Source organism: Clostridium sediminicola (genome assembly GCF_050402865.1).
In the GTDB taxonomy this organism is placed as follows: domain Bacteria; phylum Bacillota; class Clostridia; order Clostridiales; family Clostridiaceae; genus Clostridium_AF; species Clostridium_AF sediminicola.
Window position 1 is genome coordinate 20,563 of the sequence record NZ_BAABMF010000022.1, and the last position, 17,953, is coordinate 38,515.

Genomic DNA, 17,953 nt, shown 5'->3' on the forward strand with positions numbered 1-17,953 from the left:
TAAATTCAAAAAGGAATGGAATTAATATATAAGAAATTTACTAATTTAAGAGATTAAGCCTAACATAAAGCGGGGTTATTATTATGGAGAAATGTTATGTAATAAAATTTGATAGACTAATAGGATATAAAGAAGGATTAGAGCTACAGAAGAGAGCTTTTGATTTGATTAATGATGAAAAAAATGAAATGGTAGGCATTATATTAATTATGCAGCATAAAACGGTATTTACTATTGGGAGAAACGGTGGTAAGGAAAATTTGCTTATTTCTCAAGAAAAATTAGAAGAAGAAGGAATTGAACTTTATGATAGCAGCAGGGGTGGAAATATTACTTATCACGGACCAGGACAATTAGTAGCCTATCCATTGTTAAATTTAAATAGATTTAAAAAAGATATTCATTGGTACGTAAGACAATTAGAAGAAGTGGTTATTAGGACCTTAAAAACATATGGAATAGAAGGGGGAAGAAAGCCTAAATATCCAGGTGTTTGGGTGAAAGACTCTAAAATCACAGCAATTGGAGTGAAGGTAAGAAGATGGATTACCATGCACGGCTTAGCATTCAATATTTTTGTGAACAAAGAACATTTTAGGTTTATAAATCCATGTGGAATAACTGAATTTGGTATTGCATCTCTTGATGACTTTGTCCAAGAGGTAAGTTATTACCAGGTTGAAGATAGAATTGTAGAAAAATTTAAAGAAGTTTTTGAAATAGAGTTGGCAGATTGTACAGAAAACAATCGTTTAAAGGAGAAATTATATGAGTTCTAGACCAGAATGGCTAAAACAAAAATCTCCAAATGCTAAAGTTTTGCAAGAAATGGAAAATATATTTAAGGATTTATCACTTCATACTGTTTGTAAAAGTGCTAATTGTCCTAATAGGGGAAAATGTTTTGAAAATAAAACTGCAACTTTTATGATTTTGGGAAACATATGTACAAGAGGCTGTAGATTTTGTGCAGTGGATAAAGGATGTGCTATGCCATTGGATGTAGAAGAACCATATCATGTTGCTCAGGCTTGCAAAACACTAGGATTGAAACATATTGTTGTAACATCAGTAACAAGGGATGATTTAAAAGATGGGGGAGCACAACATTTTGCTGAAACAGTTAAAGAAATAAGAAAATTGAATCCGGCTACTACAATTGAATTATTGATTCCAGATTTAAAGGGGAATTGGAATGCTCTTAAAAAAATTGTAGAAGCTAAACCTGATATTATTAATCATAATATTGAGACTACACCAGTTTTATACAGTGAAGTAAGACCGAACGCAGTGTATGAAAGGTCTGTAGAATTATTAAGACAAGTGAAAATTATGGATAGTAAAATTTATACCAAGTCTGGAATGATGCTTGGATTAGGAGAAGTTTATGAGGATGTTATCGGAGTTATGGATGATTTGATTGAAATAAATTGTGATATTATCACTTTAGGCCAATATCTTAGACCATCGAAAGAACATATACCAATTAAGGAATTTGTAAGTCCGGAAAAATTTCAAGAATTCAAAAATATTGCGCTTGAAAAAGGATTTAAATTTGTTGCATCAGCACCTTTTGTTAGAAGTTCCTATAAAGCTTTTGAAGGTATGAAGGAATTAATGAAATTTAAATCTATGAATAATCCGGGATAAATAATATGAGGGGTGTATGGTTAAAATCCATCAGCAGTTTAAAGTAAGCAAATAAAAGGGAGTGAAAAAATGGGATTTAAAATGCTAATCATTAATCCAGGTTCTACTTCAACAAAAATAGGTGTCTATGAAGATAATAAAGAACCACCACTTTTCTTCTATAAATTAAAGTTGGAGTAAAATTATTATAATCTAGCATGTCCTAATCGTATTTGAATATTATTTATGGTACAAAAATTTTAAGTAATTCTAATAATAAGCTAGTAAATGTACGTTTCTATGTGTCTAATCAGACTGGAACAGTCTAATATCATCGTATATTTAAAAATAGTACAGAACAGTTTTTGGAAAAGATGAGACATTATTTGATAAAAATTAGAAATCATCCAACTGAATGGCCAAGTTGTATGATAACTTTTGATCATCCAGATGACGGTGGTAATAATTAAATCAATAAATTATAAGGGAGCTTATTTGGTGCAGCCAATTTAGCTCCTTTATAATTTGTCATTGTCTTTACATAAATGGGTTTGTCATGGAGAGAAGAGGAGGGCATAGCTATTTATGTATTTCTTAATTAAAACGAAGAATGGACATGACTTTCAGTGAGGATAATGTTTGCCAGCTTTTCAATGCTTGTAAATATTATTTTTACTGAAAGCTTGTCAATTTGTCTAAGTATAATCTGATATATCTTGTAACGGAGCTGCTGCACAGTTCTTTAGATTAAAGTGACTTGAAGGATGAAAGTGTATTAAATCTATTAGAAATGTTCAGCAGATTATTACAATTGATATTGAAGTAATTACTGGTGATATAGAAGTAGAAATAATTTCAATCATTTTTCTTGAAATGGACAGTTTCTGTCCTGTTGTCTATGCTAATATGCCTATATCACAGAAAAAGAAATTAGGAGGATGAAAATGAAAAATTCAGTTTCAAGAACAGGGGAAATAGTATTAGGGGTATTAGGAGTATTATCGGGATTAATAGGCTCATTCTTTGCATTGTTTATAGGAGGATTATCTGACACATTTAAAGGAGATTCAGGTGGATTTGGAGGTTTATCTTTTGCAGCTTTTATTTTTTCAATAACAGGTATTATTTCAATAATATTAATAAGAAAAAATAGAAAGTTATCAGGTTGGGGATTTGTAGTTTCAGGGATTGGTACTTTTATATCAATTTTCTTTGCAGGGATACTTCCTTCAACATTATTTTTGATAGCAGGGATAATGATGCTTAAAAGAAAGGTTCCAGAACAAATTGAAAGCTCTAGAAATGAACTAAAAACAAAATCTAGCAATGAAAATATAAATATTAAAAAGAATAAGAAGTTAATGATGATTATGGGAAGTATTGTTGGAGTTATATTAATTATTGGGATCATTGGATCAGTTTTTACAGATGGTTCTGAAAGAGAGTCTATATCTATTCATTATAGTATAGGTGATTTTGTAGAAGTTGGAGGGTTAGAATACACAGTATTAAGTATTAGTGTTGCTGAATCACTTGAAAATGAATATATGAATGCAACTGCTCAAGGGATATATTGTATTGTAGAAGTTAATGTGAAGAATAATGACAAAGAGAGTAGAATGATTGATACATCATTATTCAAACTCATAGAAGAGGACGGTACAGAATATACTGCTGATTACACTGCTGGTGATTGTATTGAAGGGAATGGAGATTTCTTTTTAAATTCGTTGAATCCAAAATTCCAACAATCTGGATACATTGTATTTGATGTATTAGATCCAAATAAGTTTTACCAATTAGAAGTTTCAGGAGGAATGATTTCAGGGAAAACAGAATTGATATCACTTGTTAATAAGCAACGGTGAATTTGTAAATAAGAGATTTCTTGAAAAAATAAAGCTTGTTTAAAATATCATAAAAAATATTGGTTGAAAAAGAATAAATATGGGCTAAAAATATACAAAATATTCGAAAGAAATATGATATATTGTAGATGAAATTAAAAATATGTTATAGTTTGTTGAAATATACTTTAATAAAGTTAGATGGTGATAAAAATGAAAGATTATGTAAAAGGTTATAGAATAAAAAAACCACAGGCGCTGTTAATTATGTATAGAACTTTAATTTCAGGCGGTAGGATAAAAAAGAAAAAATTCGTTGAGGATTTTAACGTTAATGAAAAGACTATTGAAAGATATATAAAGGATATTAACCGTAGTTTTGAAGATGAGGGTAAAAGTGATTTTTTTGATATGAAAATTGAGTATGATAAAAAAGAAAAAATTTATGAATTGAAATCAAAAGACAGTCCATTTTTTACAAAAGAAGAAATCTTATCCATATCAAAGATATGTTTAGAGAGCAGAGGACTAAGTAAAAATCAGATGGAAAAGATCTTAAAAAAATTAATAAAAAATCATTGTTACTCTGATTGGGAAGATATCAATAAAATCATTTTCAGAGAGAAAAATACTTATCATGAGCCTAAGCATAAAGATGAAAATTTGATAAATAAGATTTGGGATTTAACAAAAGCTATTCGAGAAAATCGAAAAATGACTATTAATTATAGAAAAGTGGGTAAAAATGGGAAATTATCTGAGAAAATTACTAAAAGAAAATTAATACCTTCGGCTTTATTATTTTCAGAGTTTTATTTTTATCTAATAGCTTTTATCGAATGGGATGATGGCAATAAGAGTAGTAAAGTAATCCCTTACAGAGTAGATAGAATTCTATCATATGAACTATTAGATGAAGGATATAGATTAGACTCAAATTCAAAAGTTGATGACGGAGAATTAAGAGAAGATGCCCATTACATGCAGTTTGGAGAATTGGAAAGAGTAGAGTTTAGATTTAGTGGTAAATCAATTGAAGCAGTAGAAGATAAATTACCAAATGCTGAAATTAAAGATATAGGTAATGGTGAGTATATTGTTAGAGTAAAAGGATATGTAAAGGGTCTTAAAATGTGGCTTCTTAGTCAAGGTGCTGCTGTTGAAGTTTTGAAACCTGATGGATTCAGGAAAGAGATGGCTGAGGAAGTTGAGAAGATGGTTTTAGGGTATAGAGGAAAATAAGATTAACTAAGTATATCAGTTTTATCTATGGAAGGAAAAGTATGTATTTAGAAAATGTTCGTCATAATGTTGATGTTTCAAATGAATAGTATATGTTGGCTAAAAAGGTGAAGACGTTGCTATTTATTTGAAAGATAGCTATTAGTATAGGCACTCTCTATATATATTTATTTATACAAGCTATGGAAAAATATATTCGTGCTAAAATATTTAAATTGGTTAATCTAAATTTAGAATATTTCAGTGATAAAAACAAAAGCCACTCAATTCAAAGTGCAGTTGAGCTCCTTGTGAAAATCATAAGCCCAGATAAAGTGATTCAACAACAAATTAAACGGTAGTTAAATACATATGTTTTTCAGGATATAAAATTCCAATAATTACATAATAGTTTGATGTATCCTTATTATAGTTAAAAATATGATTGTTATTCTAGGATTGATTATGATAAAAATGATTGCGAAATTATAAAATGTAAACTATGTGATTTGAAGGAGTATTTGGAGCAATTGAATAGGTTATAAAAGTAGAATCGCCGTGGTTGAAATAGTTACAGCACTCTTTATATAAAAGGCAAAACCCAAATTGCCTATTTCATTTCTTGTTATTTGAAGGTATTAGGTATTGTTGTGAAGCATGTAGTAACTTGGTTGCTTGTTTTGTGTTTTGGAATTGAAATGAAGAAGATGCTGTCAAGTAAACTCTCAGAAAGGGATAAAAAAGAAAGAAAGGAATAACTATGGTCAAGAGAAATGAAATAATGTTATTAAATAAAATCAATAAATTTTTAAGTGATGATTTTATAAATAAACAAGCACCAGATTATTACAAAAGAAGAGTAGAAGAATTAAAAAGTGAAATCAATGAAAAAGAATTTAGAATAACAGTGATTGGAGAGTTTAGCTCAGGGAAATCCACATTTATAAACGCTTTAATTGGTAAAGATATATTGTCACATGCGCTTACAGAAACTACAGCTGCAATAACATACATTCACAATGTTCCTAAAGGAAATTCTAAAGAGGACAAGATTATTATAAACTTTAATGATATAAATAAAAAAAGTCAGGAATTTGATTTAAAGAAATATCCCAATGCTCTTAAAGATTTCGCAACAACTCAATCAGAAGTTGCAGACGTTGTTCAGGAAATCAAATCAGTCGAAATATATGTGAACTTTAGAAATATCAATGAAAAAGTAGTTTTTATTGACACACCTGGGCTAAATGGAGTAGCTGATGGGCATAGAGACTTGACTATGCAAGAGATTAAAAAGGCACATGCTAGCATATGTTTATTTCAGTTAAGAGGAGTATCTGCAAGTCATGAATTTCTAAATATAGTTTCAAAATATCAGAACTCAATGCTTTTTGTTATGAATTTTATTGATGAAATTAAAGGGGTTGAAGGAGAGAATCCTGATGATAAACTACAGGATTTTCAAAATCAATTAAAGCAAGTATTAAATATTCACGATAAAGATGATCAAATTAAATTAAAGGTTTTTGGTATATCCGCTCTAAAGGCTTTGGTATACAAAGATCAAACAATTAAAAGAATATATCAGGATGATGAAATAGATTTAACTTCAGAAGATAAAATTAAAGCATGGCAGGAATCAAGGTTTGAAGTGTTTGAAGAACATCTTTGGAAAAATGTAATTGAAGGTGACAAAAATAAAATATTTTATGAAAACATTAAGAGAAAATTCAAACAAAATATTATTGATTTAAAGGAACAATTGGAAGCGGAGATGGAAATTGCAGTAACAACTACCCAAAACAAAAAAGTAGAAGAAATTCAATCACGATTAGATAAATTTGACCAAATGTTCACAAAAAATTTGAGTAAAATAGAGAGGTTTATTGAAAGTAGACAATTTGAACTTGAAAGGGATCTTAAAAAGAAAATCAAAAGTGATTTGAATAATATAGAAAATGGCATATACCAGCAACTAAATAAAGAGACTTTTCATAGCATACAAGAAGCCTTAAATGAAAATAAATATGGAGGTTTACTTCAAAATAAGATAATTTCTGCAAAAGTAGTTTATAACAGATACTTGGAGAATATTATTGAAGAAATATATCAAAGTGCAATTTTAAGAGTAAAAGAATATCAGCCTACTATAAAAATTAATGCTAAAGGAATACCAGTAATTGAAAATGATATAGTAACAGATTTTGGTGAAGCACAATTCTCTAGTGAAATGAAAAAACTAAAATCTGAAAAAGAAATTTTTAAAAGTAGTAAAGAAAAAAATGTTAAAGAAAAAAATAAAATATGTGAAGAAGAAAATAGGGTAAATAAAACTAGGGATATAATTAAACAAAAAGTAAAAAAATTACAACAAGAGTTGAATAATGAACGATCAAGATTAGGTAGTGAACCTAGAGTTGAAACTAGGGAAATTGAGGAAACAATATATGTTGAAAGAGCATCATTAAGTATATTTAGATTATTTGGTAGTTCTCATAAAGAAAAAACAGTTACTAAAACTGTCGAAGATACAGCCAAAAGAGATAATTGGAGAAAAAAGCAGCAGCAATTAAAGATTAAATATGCAAATAAAGATGTTATTGAAAGAAAAGAATTAGATGAGCTTAATAGACGTATAACTAATCTGAAAAATAGAAGAGTTCAAAATGAAGCTCAAATTAAAAGATTAGAAGAGAAAATAAAGGATAAAGAAGATATTATTAAGAGAAAACAAGAGGATTTTCAGGAGATAATGAGTAAAGCAAAAAAAGAATATGTTAATATACAGAAAAAGCAAATAAGTGAAAAGGTATATACTGTATTGAATACGGAAAATGGTAGGATTTATTTGCAACTTAGAGAATCTATAAAGAAAAATATAGAATCTAATATTAAAAAGATAAAATTCAATGTTAGAGAATATTACGAAAAATTATTGAATGAATATAAAAGAAAATTAAATCTACTAAAGAAGGATAATGATAGTAATAATGAAGGACAAGCTAAGTTTATTAAAGATATAGAAAAAACTTATAAAAAGCTTGAAAAGCTTTTGAATAATACATAAATCATTCTAGGAGGGACATCTATGAGTCATAATTATAAAGAACAGTATGATCAGCGTAAACAAATGGTATTAGAGCTGCTAAAAGACGCAGAAAATCACTATGAAAAGTTTGAAAATCAAGAAAAGAAAGAGGTATTTGAGGATCTTTACAAAAATGTTGAAAAGGGTAATTTTTGCATTACTGTAGTTGGCGAATTTAGTGCTGGTAAATCTACATTTTTAAATACTTTAATGGGAGAAAAATATTTACCATCATTCTCCACGGAGACAACGGCTACAGTGAATTTTTTAAAACATAAGCAGCTATCATCAAATGGACATGAAGTTGTAATCAAGTATAAGAATAATGAAGAAAAATCTATAGAAAAAGCAAGTTTAAAGGAAATCGAGAAGTTTGTTAGTACAAAAAGTGATATTGAAGTAGCACAGGATATTGATTATGTTGAGTTGTATACTGATTCAAGGTTCCTTAAAGAAGGCGTAATATTAGTTGATAGCCCTGGTTTAAACGGAATTGCTGAAGGACATAAAGAAATTACAGAAAAACAAATAGAAAAATCACATGCATCAATATTTATGTTTGCTGCTAACCAACCAGGAAGAAAGACAGAGTTTGAATTTTTAGCGAATTTGAAGCAAAAGGTTAATACTATTATATTTGTTTTAAATAGAATTGATGAAATAAAAACTGGAGAGCAAACTGTTGAAGATGTCATTAATAATGTTAAAAATAATTACAAAAAATATTTTCCAAATGAACCAATTCCAGAAATATGGCCTATAGCTGCATATCCTGCTCTTGTAGCTAGAAGTGATGAAAAGCTAGATTATAGAGGAAAGGTTGATCACTCTGAAGAGGAGAAAGAAAGATATCTAAAAAATTCTAATATAAACGCATTTGAAGAGCGCTTGTGGAGATTTTTAACTCAAGGTGAAAAAGCTAAACAGGAACTATTAGCTCCTGTTAAAAGGGTTAGAAATATTTTGTTACAAAGAAAAAAAAATCTTGATAATCAGATTTATGAATTACAAAATGTTACAGATACAGATGAAATTAATTTGGAAATTTCAGCTATAGAAAAAGAGATAGATAATCTTGAAGCCTCATTAAATGACAAAAAGGATGATGTATCTTCTGAACTTAAAATTATAATAAGAGAAATTAAAGAGAATTTAAAGAGTGAATCTCAAAAATTAAAAGAACGGTACCTATTAAAAATCAACGATTGGGCAGATTTAGACGATGTAGAAGTGAATTTAGACAGGTTTAATAAAAAAATGCATCAAGATTTTGAAAGTATTATCAGTAGGGTATATGATGAATTTGTTGAAGAATTTGAAGAAATTTTAAGCAATAAATATAGAGAATACTCAACAGAAATTGAAAACTCTATGAATAATAAGGAATCAAAAGATGTGGTTGAGTTAGAGGTAGCTTGTACTTTAAGCTCAGAATCTTTAGATTTAAGTTTTGGATTAGGAGAATATAGCAGTAAGATTAAAGAGTATGAAAATGAGATTCAGAACCTTGAAAAGGAAATTGATGAAATTGCTGATAAAAAAATAGAAGCCCAGATTAAATTAAATAATAAAGAAGAATTGGAAAAGAAAATTTATGCTTTAAGAAACAGAAAAGAGTCCTTTGACGCAATTTTAGGGCCAAGACCATCGAAAAATGAAACTACATATATAGACCATGAAGAAAAATGGAGAGGCGGTGTCATAGGTGTAGTTAGCACAGCATTATTTGGTAAAAAACTTGTAACTGTGCAAAAGACCAAGGTTGATGATTCAGATCAAAAACAGTATGACGAGAATAGAACAAAAATCGAAGAAAAATATGAAAAAGAAGAAACAGAATTTAAAAAACAACTCAAAAATTTAGGTGAATTAGATAAAAACCCTCTTCAGTATGAGCATATTGAAGAGAGATTGAATAATGTAAAAATTAATAAGAAAAGCGAGTTAGAGCAATATAGAGAAGAATACAAAGAAAAATTCCAAAAGAAGTACTCTGCTGCATTAAGAAGCATTAAGAATCAATTTGAAGATTATATAGATGAACTTGAAAAAGAAGTTGAAAAAGTATTGTTTAAAAAGATTAGAAGTCAAAGAAATGAGTTGACTGAAATAGTTTTAGATATCATTGAGAAAAATATAAAGGAAATGATTGAGAAAAAGAAAGAAGATAGAGAGATTAGGAAGCGTCAACTTGATGCATCTATAGAAGAAAAGCAGAATATGATTGATGGATTTAATAGTGAGATAAATAGTATTAAAGAAATCTTGGGAAGAGTAATTAATGTACAAACTGAACTTGAAATAATTGAAATTGATGAAATCAAAACAATGGAAGTATAAGAGAGGGATAATGATGAAGGAAAAATTGAATAAATACATAGAAACAGCTTCGTATTTAGAAGATAGCTCCAATTTATACGTGCTAAATGAAATTAAGAATAGGTTTGAAGAAAAAAGATTTTATTTACCTTTTATAGGACAGTTTTCATCAGGAAAATCTAAATTAATTAATAACTTATTAAAAAGAGATATACTACCTGTTAAAAACACTGAAACCACAGCCTTTATAACATACATTGAGTATGGGAAAGAGCAAGCTTATATACAATATACTGATGGTTCAGAGAAATTCATTACTTTTGAAGAATTATATAATTTGAATCAATTTAATATTGAGATGAATAGATCAATTCAAGCAGTTGAAAATAATAAGAAGATAAAATCTATACACGTTAGTTTAGACAGTGATTTGTTAAAGGATGGATTAGTTATAATAGATACACCAGGAATAAATACAATTATTGAATCACATGAAGAATTAGCATATTCAATACTTCCTCAAGCACAGTATTTGATATATGTTTTAGGCAAGCCTTTAACTTTAACAGACTTGAATATAATAAAAGAAATCAATAAATTAGGCATACAACTGTTATTTGTTAGAACTAGAATGGATGAGATAAAGCACTCAGAAGAAACCATTGATGAAGCAGTTGAAAAGGATTTTGAAAACTTAGAGAAATTAATGCAACAAAAAGTAAATTATTTTCCATTGACAAATGAAAAGGAATTTTTGAAAGAAAATCTTTGGAAGAAAAACTTTGATAATTTATATGAATACATTAATGCAAACATAAGTAAAGATGTAGAAAATATTTTTATTGTGAGCATTGAAAAAAGATTATCAATTATGAAGGATATCTTTGAAAACAAGCTAAATGAAAAGTTTGAGATTCTTAAAAAAATCAGTAAAGATAATGAAGATACATTAAATGCAAAGCTAAGTTTAATAAATCATCAGATAGATGTTCTCAATAGGAAACTTAGGATAGTTTCTAAGGAAATAAAAAATGATATAAACCCTATTGAAAATAGTCTTAAATTAGAAATTACTAAAGAGGTAAATGAATGTATAAATGAATATTGCTCAATTTTAGTAAGTATAAATGATTTAAATAATCTTCAGGATAATGCAGAAGAAAAAGCTTATTTAGCTATAGAAAGATTTTCTGAAAGAGCTAATAGTTTGGTAGGCAAAAAATTAAGCGAATTAATAAATGATTCACATAAAAAGTATAGTGATGAATTAGAGGAAATAAAAAATACTATAGAAAAAAATATTGATTTTGATATAGAATTAAACCTTTCACCTATTAATTTAAATAAAATTCAAGATGATAGAGATTTTAATTCAGTGAGACTGGGAAAAGAGATAAAGGAAATTGAAGATTTATTAAATAAAAGTGATGAAGAATTACTTAAGTTTGATTTAAAAAGACAAGAAATATTGCAAATGGTTGAAGAAATAAATTTTGCAAAACAAGAAATAAAAGGAAATCTTAATGAATTAGGCATGTACAGGCCTAAAGAATATATTATCGAAGGTGACAATAGTGCATCGGAGGCATTAGGCAAAATAGGGAATATTGCTGATTGGGCATTTTTATTTTTACCAGGAAAAGCAATTAGTACAGGTGGAGCTAAAATTGCAAAAATATTAAGTAAAGGTGGAAAAGCTAAGAATGTAACTAAAGCAGTAACTCAAACATTCAAAACTATTTCAAAAGCAGACAAAGCTAAGGATGTTCTATATATCACTAAACAAGTTAAGCAGAAGGCTGATGGGATTTTACCAACTGAGTCCACGGGGATTTTAGATTTGATAACATTTGAATATTGGTTAAAAAAAGCAGGTTCAATATTTGATAAACCACCAAGGATTGAAGTAGATAAGGAGTATGAGAGAGAATATTTTTATGAAAAAAATAATATTAAGCAAAAACATAATATATATATTGCAAAAGAAATAAAGCAGTTAGAGGAACTGGATTTAATAAAAAATAAAGAAGAAAAGTTATTAAAGGAAAAGGAATTAAAGGAGAAATATATTAAAAAAGCTGAAAAACAGCTCGAAATGGAAAAGAAAAATATAAGAAAAACAGCAGAACATAAAGCTAAAGAAACGTATATTTTAGAAGCAAGAAATCAGTTTTCAAATAAAATTAATGAATTAAAGGATTCATTAGTCAAAGAAGTCCATAATGCTTTTGTTAGTACAATTCAGAATATAATCTTATCGTCATCTTCTGAATCAATCTTACAGTTAGAAGAATTGCAAAAAGATTTAAAGATGGTACTTCAGTCTAAGGGAGAAAAAACAGAAGAAGTTGATAATAAATTAGAAAATATCAATAAATATTTAAATGATCTTTAGATTTAGGTAAATAACGCTAAATTGAAAGGGAAGTGCTATGAAAGAGCTAAAGACAATTTTACAAAAGAAACAGGTGGTTTTCTGCCTCGGAACAGATGAAAGAGAAAGATATGATTTTTTTAAGGTTTATTTATCTCAAAAATTTAAAGCATATATTCCTAATAACAACAGTTGTGGTTATGAAAACCATACTTTTGTGTTTTTTGTATCTGAACAAGAAGAAGGATACTATGAAAATGAAAGGGGAGAGATAATCTCCCTTTTTCATAAGAAGCCAAATGATTCAATAAAAAATATATATCTACCAATATCCAAAAGATATCTTCCTTGTGGATTTATATATGTATTACCTCCACCACAAGGTAAGACTAGGGAATTTATTACTTATAATGAACCATTTAATTTTGACTATGAATCTTGGATAAAAAACTTACATAAAATCATATGGTTTGATTTTTTCCCATATGCTGAAGCTTCAGATATTAATACCTTGGAAGTTGTTAAAGATTGTAATATATTAAAAGAAAGTAAAGCTGATATAACAGTGGCATTTATGTTAACAGGGAGAAGGTATGCATTTTCAGATATAACAAATGAATCAGAAGCTGTAGAGATGGCTAAAAAAATTTACTACGAAAAAAGAGTAGGAGATTCTCATTATTTATTGGAATTAGGTGATAAAAAGGAAAAGATGATTGAGATATTAACAAACAAAAAGTTGTTTATTGAAAAAATAAAAGATAGGGTTTTGAATGATATTAATCAGCAACATGAAATGTTTATTAAATATTTTTATGAGGATTATTATTATGAAATAGATGAATTATTATCAGTGGAAAAGTTAGATAAAATATGTTCTTATGAAAAATGGATAAAATATGAAGGGAAAAGTTTAGCAAGATGCTGGTTTGATGCTGTTAATGAAGAAATATTTAATGAATTTAAAGACAAAGTGTATTCATTCATTTATGAAAGTTATTTAAGAGATATTATATTAATGAAATCAGTTGAAGAATTTGAAAATATTCTTACAAAAAAATGGGCGAGTATGGAGATTAAAGTATTAAGAAAATTAAATAACAAGAAACTAATGTCTAAAGACTTAAGTAGGTTAGAGTATTTAGATAGTGTTAAAGATAACAAAATATACTTTAAGCAGACCGTTGATAAATTTATTAGGGAAGATTTAAAAAAAGCTATTTATAAATTTATAAATGATAAGTACGCTATATGGGGAAATGTTAAGGAAACATTAATATAGATGGAGGCGACAGAAGATGAAAAAGAATATATTATTAGGTAGTCTGTGTTCTTTAATAATAAGTGGAACATTGATACCGTTATATGGTTCCAATAGTAAATATGGGATTTATATAGGGTGTTTAATTGGTGTTATTAGTGGAGTTTTGGTATTTATATATTCATATCATGTTGAAGAAGGAAATAAGAATAAAAAAGAAGAGTTTAATCAATTTCAAAACAACATTATTAATTGCATTAAAGATATTAATAATAAGATGATTATTAATATTAGTAATGAAAATCAAAAAATAATTGAACAAATAGATAATCTGAGTAGTAAAACAGAAGAAGTTTTAAATGAATTTAATAAAAAGCATGAAGATAATATTAAAACTCAGCATGAGCTTAATGACATATTTCATGAAAAGATTGATAAAATTGTTAATGATTTAAGCAAGCATACTGCAGTTGTTGAAAAAGGGCAATATAATCTTGTGCATAATCAAGAAAAAATTTCAAATAAACTATTTATGATATGTAATAATAGCGAGAAACAGATAGAAGAGGTTTCAACAGAATTAGGGAAATTTACAAATGAAATAAAGAAACTATTTGTTGAACGTATTGAAGAGGATTTTAAAGAACTTAAAGAAATAAAAGAGAGTTCTCTTAAAAATTTAAGTAAAATTACTGAAATTATAGAAGATAGCTTAAATTACAATAAAGAGTATTTGCAAAATCTTAGTGATAAATTTACACCTTATTTCGAATTATATAATTCAGGACAAAACAAGTTTTATGAAAATGTAAAAAACAGTATGAATAGTTTGCAAGACCTACTTGAAGAAACATTAGAGGACCTATCTGATCAACAAGAGGGGTTAATAAAGAAACAAAGTAAAACAATTAATGATGTATTAGATGAAATAAGAATCTCCAGTGAAAATATTAATAATAACGTTAAACTTCAGAGTGAACATCATAAAGAGGAGGTTCAAGTATTAAATAAAATGCAGAATGAAATATTAAGCTTAAATCAAAAGGACTTAGAATTAATAAGGATGATGATGGATGCTAGTTAGATATAATGATTTGATAAATCAAGGGATTTTATTAGAATTATTAAATAAGAAAACTGATGATTTTTTTTTAGATGAAGAAAATAAAAAAATAATCACATTAATAATGGTAAGGAAATTTAAAAATGCAGATGGTTTAAAAAAGAAAATAATCGATGCTGAAAAATTAATAATTAATATAAAGCATAATATTATGATAGAAAATTATAAGCATGCTTTTCATATGATTGTTTTTTTAGAAAGATATTTAAGAAATTTAAATGAACAAATGAAAAGCTTATAAAATATGGATGAGGTTTCTTTATGTATAAACATACTATGATTTTGCATATAATGATGCTGAAATTATTATAAAAAAGAAGATGACAAATGTGATTTTGCCATCTATCGGGATGTTTGATATAAATAAATTATAATTCAAAAAAATATAGCTTAATTTTAGAAGTTGGATAATTCGCTATTTTCTAAGGGTTAATACGATATTGTATGTGATGGAAAAATATAATAAACTTTTCCGTTTTTCAATACATTTTTTCAGTAATATGTGCATAAGTGTCCATTGTTGTAGCTAATCTAGCACAAATTAATTGTATTTGAATATTTAATATTTGCATCTTTTTATAATTAATGGTTCCAGATGTGTGTCGGATTGAATGAGAAATTGAATAGGATATTTTTAAGGGCCAGTTGAGGTGAGTTATATCACTTCAACTGGCTTTCTAAACTTATATATTTATTAACACTATATAAAGAATTCTGTAAAATTTATCCAAAAACACTTTAATATGTGAAACATATTTATATATGTGTAAATAAAGGATGGAACAGGTGTATGATGGACTATCCCTAACTTGCTGGACACATAAAAAGGTATGTATAACATAATTGAAAGGAAGTGTTTAGCAATGGCAAATAGGAGAATTTCCACTGTAGAATATAAAAAAGAGATTATAAGATTAATTAATCAAGTATAAATATATTGTAAAATATGCAATAGGGGGTTGAATATTCCAGTCGTTTCTATAAAATAATGACTATACCAGTCATAAAGGAGATTTTATGTATCAAAGATTTTATAAATTAGATAAAGAAAGATAGAATTATTAATTCTGCACTATACATATTTCAATGAATGACATTAAGCACGGATCAACTGACGATATAGTGGCAAAGGCAAATAGTATATCCAGTTATTAGGGGGATATGACAACAAATACAATATTTAATAAGAAATAGAGGAGAAAAAGGGATGTTTAAAATTTTGATAATTGAAGACGATGATACAATTGCTTTTGGAGTTAAATCTTTTTTATTAAAAAATAATTACAGGGTTTTTCATGGGAAAAATTTAGAAGAAGGGAAAGAGCTTTTTAATAAAACAGAAATAGATTTGATTTTACTAGATTTAAATCTTCCTGATGGATCAGGATTTGATTTTTGTAGTTACATAAAAAGAATTAAAGATATTCCTATTATTTTTCTTACTGTTATAGATGAAGAAAGTAGTATAATAAAAGGATTAGATATGGGTGGAGATGACTATATTACAAAACCTTTTAAATTAAGCGTTTTGCAATCTCGTATTACTGCTGTTTTACGTAGAACGATTAAACAACAGATGCAAGGAGACGTTTTATGGTGTAAAAATATTAAACTAGTAAAGTCAGAAACAAGGGTGTATAAAAGTAACTATGAGATAGAACTAACAGTTGGTGAATATAATCTATTATTACAATTGTTAGAGAATAAAAATCGTACTTTGACAAGAACTACATTATTGGAAAAGTTGTGGGACTATAATGGAGAATTTGTAAATAATAATACATTATCAGTATCTATAAAGCGTCTTAGAGAAAAGCTTGGAGATGATTCTCTTATTAAAACAGTTAGAGGAATAGGCTATAGGATGGAGGAGTAGAATTTATATGAACAGAAAAAGCATGATAGTATGGGTTTCTACTAGTTTTTTATACATAACATTTTTTTGTACGATATTTGGAGGTTTTATTTATATACAGACAGAAAAGATTTTTTATGAAAAAACAGCGCAACTTATAGCAGCTGGTGTTAATGCTAATTCTGATATTGAACAAGTTTTGGTATCGTCACTAAAAAAGAAAAATGAAATAGAAATAAATAATGGCAAGGAAATATTACAGCAATATGGTTATACTGAAGAATTTAAAATCAATTTTAATAATCATCAGATATTTAGTAAAGTAATTTATAGTGTTTTGTTATTAATTACTTTACTGTTTTTTTATTTTGGAGGATCACTAGTAGTTTCAAATATTATAAAGCGTAAACGGATAAATAATTTAGCAGAATATCTTTACGACATAAATCAAGGAATTTATAAAATGCAGGCTGAGAAAAAAGAAGATGAATTTTCAATTTTAGAAGATGAATTATATAAAACCGTTATTATGCTTAGGGAAAGTCGTGAAAAAGAAAGAGAAGAAAAAGAAAAGTTATCTAATAATCTTGCAGATATATCTCATCAACTAAAAACCCCACTTACGTCTATGTCATTGATGATTGAATTATTAGAAAGTAGTTTTATTGAAGGCGATGAGGCCTTATATATTGAAAGTATCTCAACGCAAATAAATCGTTTAAATTATTTAGTGTCGTCATTATTAATACTTTCAAAAATTGATGCAGATGCAATGAAATTGGAATATAAACCTACCAATGTTTATGAATTGGTAGGTGCTGCTGTTGAGCCTTTACGTTTAATGATAGAAAAAAAGAACCAAAAACTTTTTATAAAAGAGAATAGTGATATATTTTTTATTGGTGATTTTCATTGGACTAATGAAGCTATTTTGAATATAGTTAAAAATTGTTCTGAACATACACCAAGTGGAGGAGAAATTTCTATAGAGTATAAACAAAATCCCATATGCACACAAATAACAATTGAAGATAATGGAAAAGGATTTGATAAGAAGGATATTCCACACCTGTTTACTAGATTTTATAAGGGGGCAAATGCATCAAAGGATAGCGTAGGAATTGGACTTGCTCTTTCGAATTCTATAATTAAAAAACAAAATGGTGAAATCATTGCTTTAAATAAGGAAACGGGAGGAGCAAAATTTATAATAAAGTTTTATACAAATTAATTACT

Annotated in this window: 12 protein-coding genes; all 12 read left to right on the plus strand. The window is 27.5% G+C overall.

Annotated elements, in window-relative coordinates:
• Positions 1–83 precede the first annotated feature (83 nt).
• The 12 genes from lipB (at position 84) to ACQ3F0_RS22970 (ending at position 17,948) form a co-directional block, all read left to right on the plus strand.
• Positions 84–779 carry a lipoyl(octanoyl) transferase LipB gene (gene lipB, locus ACQ3F0_RS22915; RefSeq protein ID WP_428868105.1) on the plus strand — a complete coding sequence of 232 codons (696 nt, stop codon included), beginning with the start codon at positions 84–86 and terminating at the stop codon, positions 777–779.
• Complete coding sequence (gene lipA / locus ACQ3F0_RS22920; RefSeq protein WP_428868106.1) at positions 769–1,650, plus strand: lipoyl synthase; 882 nt, start codon at positions 769–771, stop codon at positions 1,648–1,650. Before lipB ends, lipA begins: the two co-directional genes overlap by 11 nt.
• A 923-nt stretch (positions 1,651–2,573) precedes the next feature.
• Complete coding sequence (locus ACQ3F0_RS22925; RefSeq protein ID WP_428868108.1) at positions 2,574–3,497, plus strand: DUF4352 domain-containing protein; 924 nt, start codon at positions 2,574–2,576, stop codon at positions 3,495–3,497.
• A gap of 192 nt (positions 3,498–3,689) precedes the next feature.
• Complete coding sequence (locus ACQ3F0_RS22930; RefSeq protein WP_428868109.1) at positions 3,690–4,718, plus strand: helix-turn-helix transcriptional regulator; 1,029 nt, start codon at positions 3,690–3,692, stop codon at positions 4,716–4,718.
• A 739-nt stretch (positions 4,719–5,457) separates the two neighbouring features.
• On the plus strand, positions 5,458–7,764 hold the full coding sequence (locus ACQ3F0_RS22935; protein WP_428868110.1) for a dynamin family protein: 2,307 nt from the start codon (positions 5,458–5,460) through the stop codon (positions 7,762–7,764).
• A 21-nt stretch (positions 7,765–7,785) separates the two neighbouring features.
• The gene (locus ACQ3F0_RS22940) at positions 7,786–10,125 is read left to right on the plus strand and encodes a dynamin family protein (RefSeq protein WP_428868112.1); all 2,340 of its coding nucleotides are present in this window, start codon (positions 7,786–7,788) and stop codon (positions 10,123–10,125) included.
• Positions 10,126–10,138: 13 nt separating this feature from the next.
• Positions 10,139–12,499: a dynamin family protein gene (locus ACQ3F0_RS22945; protein WP_428868113.1), complete on the plus strand. Its 2,361-nt coding sequence runs from the start codon at positions 10,139–10,141 to the stop codon at positions 12,497–12,499.
• Positions 12,500–12,536: 37 nt separating this feature from the next.
• Positions 12,537–13,760 (plus strand): hypothetical protein, encoded by a 1,224-nt coding sequence (locus tag ACQ3F0_RS22950; RefSeq protein WP_428868115.1) that lies wholly within the window; start codon positions 12,537–12,539, stop codon positions 13,758–13,760.
• A gap of 16 nt (positions 13,761–13,776) precedes the next feature.
• On the plus strand, positions 13,777–14,823 hold the full coding sequence (locus ACQ3F0_RS22955) for a hypothetical protein (protein WP_428868116.1): 1,047 nt from the start codon (positions 13,777–13,779) through the stop codon (positions 14,821–14,823).
• On the plus strand, positions 14,813–15,103 hold the full coding sequence (locus ACQ3F0_RS22960) for a hypothetical protein (RefSeq protein WP_428868117.1): 291 nt from the start codon (positions 14,813–14,815) through the stop codon (positions 15,101–15,103). The genes ACQ3F0_RS22955 and ACQ3F0_RS22960 overlap by 11 nt, the downstream gene beginning before the upstream one ends.
• A 966-nt stretch (positions 15,104–16,069) precedes the next feature.
• Positions 16,070–16,738: a response regulator transcription factor gene (locus tag ACQ3F0_RS22965; RefSeq protein ID WP_428868118.1), complete on the plus strand. Its 669-nt coding sequence runs from the start codon at positions 16,070–16,072 to the stop codon at positions 16,736–16,738.
• Positions 16,739–16,745: 7 nt separating this feature from the next.
• Positions 16,746–17,948 carry a sensor histidine kinase gene (locus tag ACQ3F0_RS22970; RefSeq protein ID WP_428868119.1) on the plus strand — a complete coding sequence of 401 codons (1,203 nt, stop codon included), beginning with the start codon at positions 16,746–16,748 and terminating at the stop codon, positions 17,946–17,948.
• Positions 17,949–17,953: the final 5 nt, after the last annotated feature.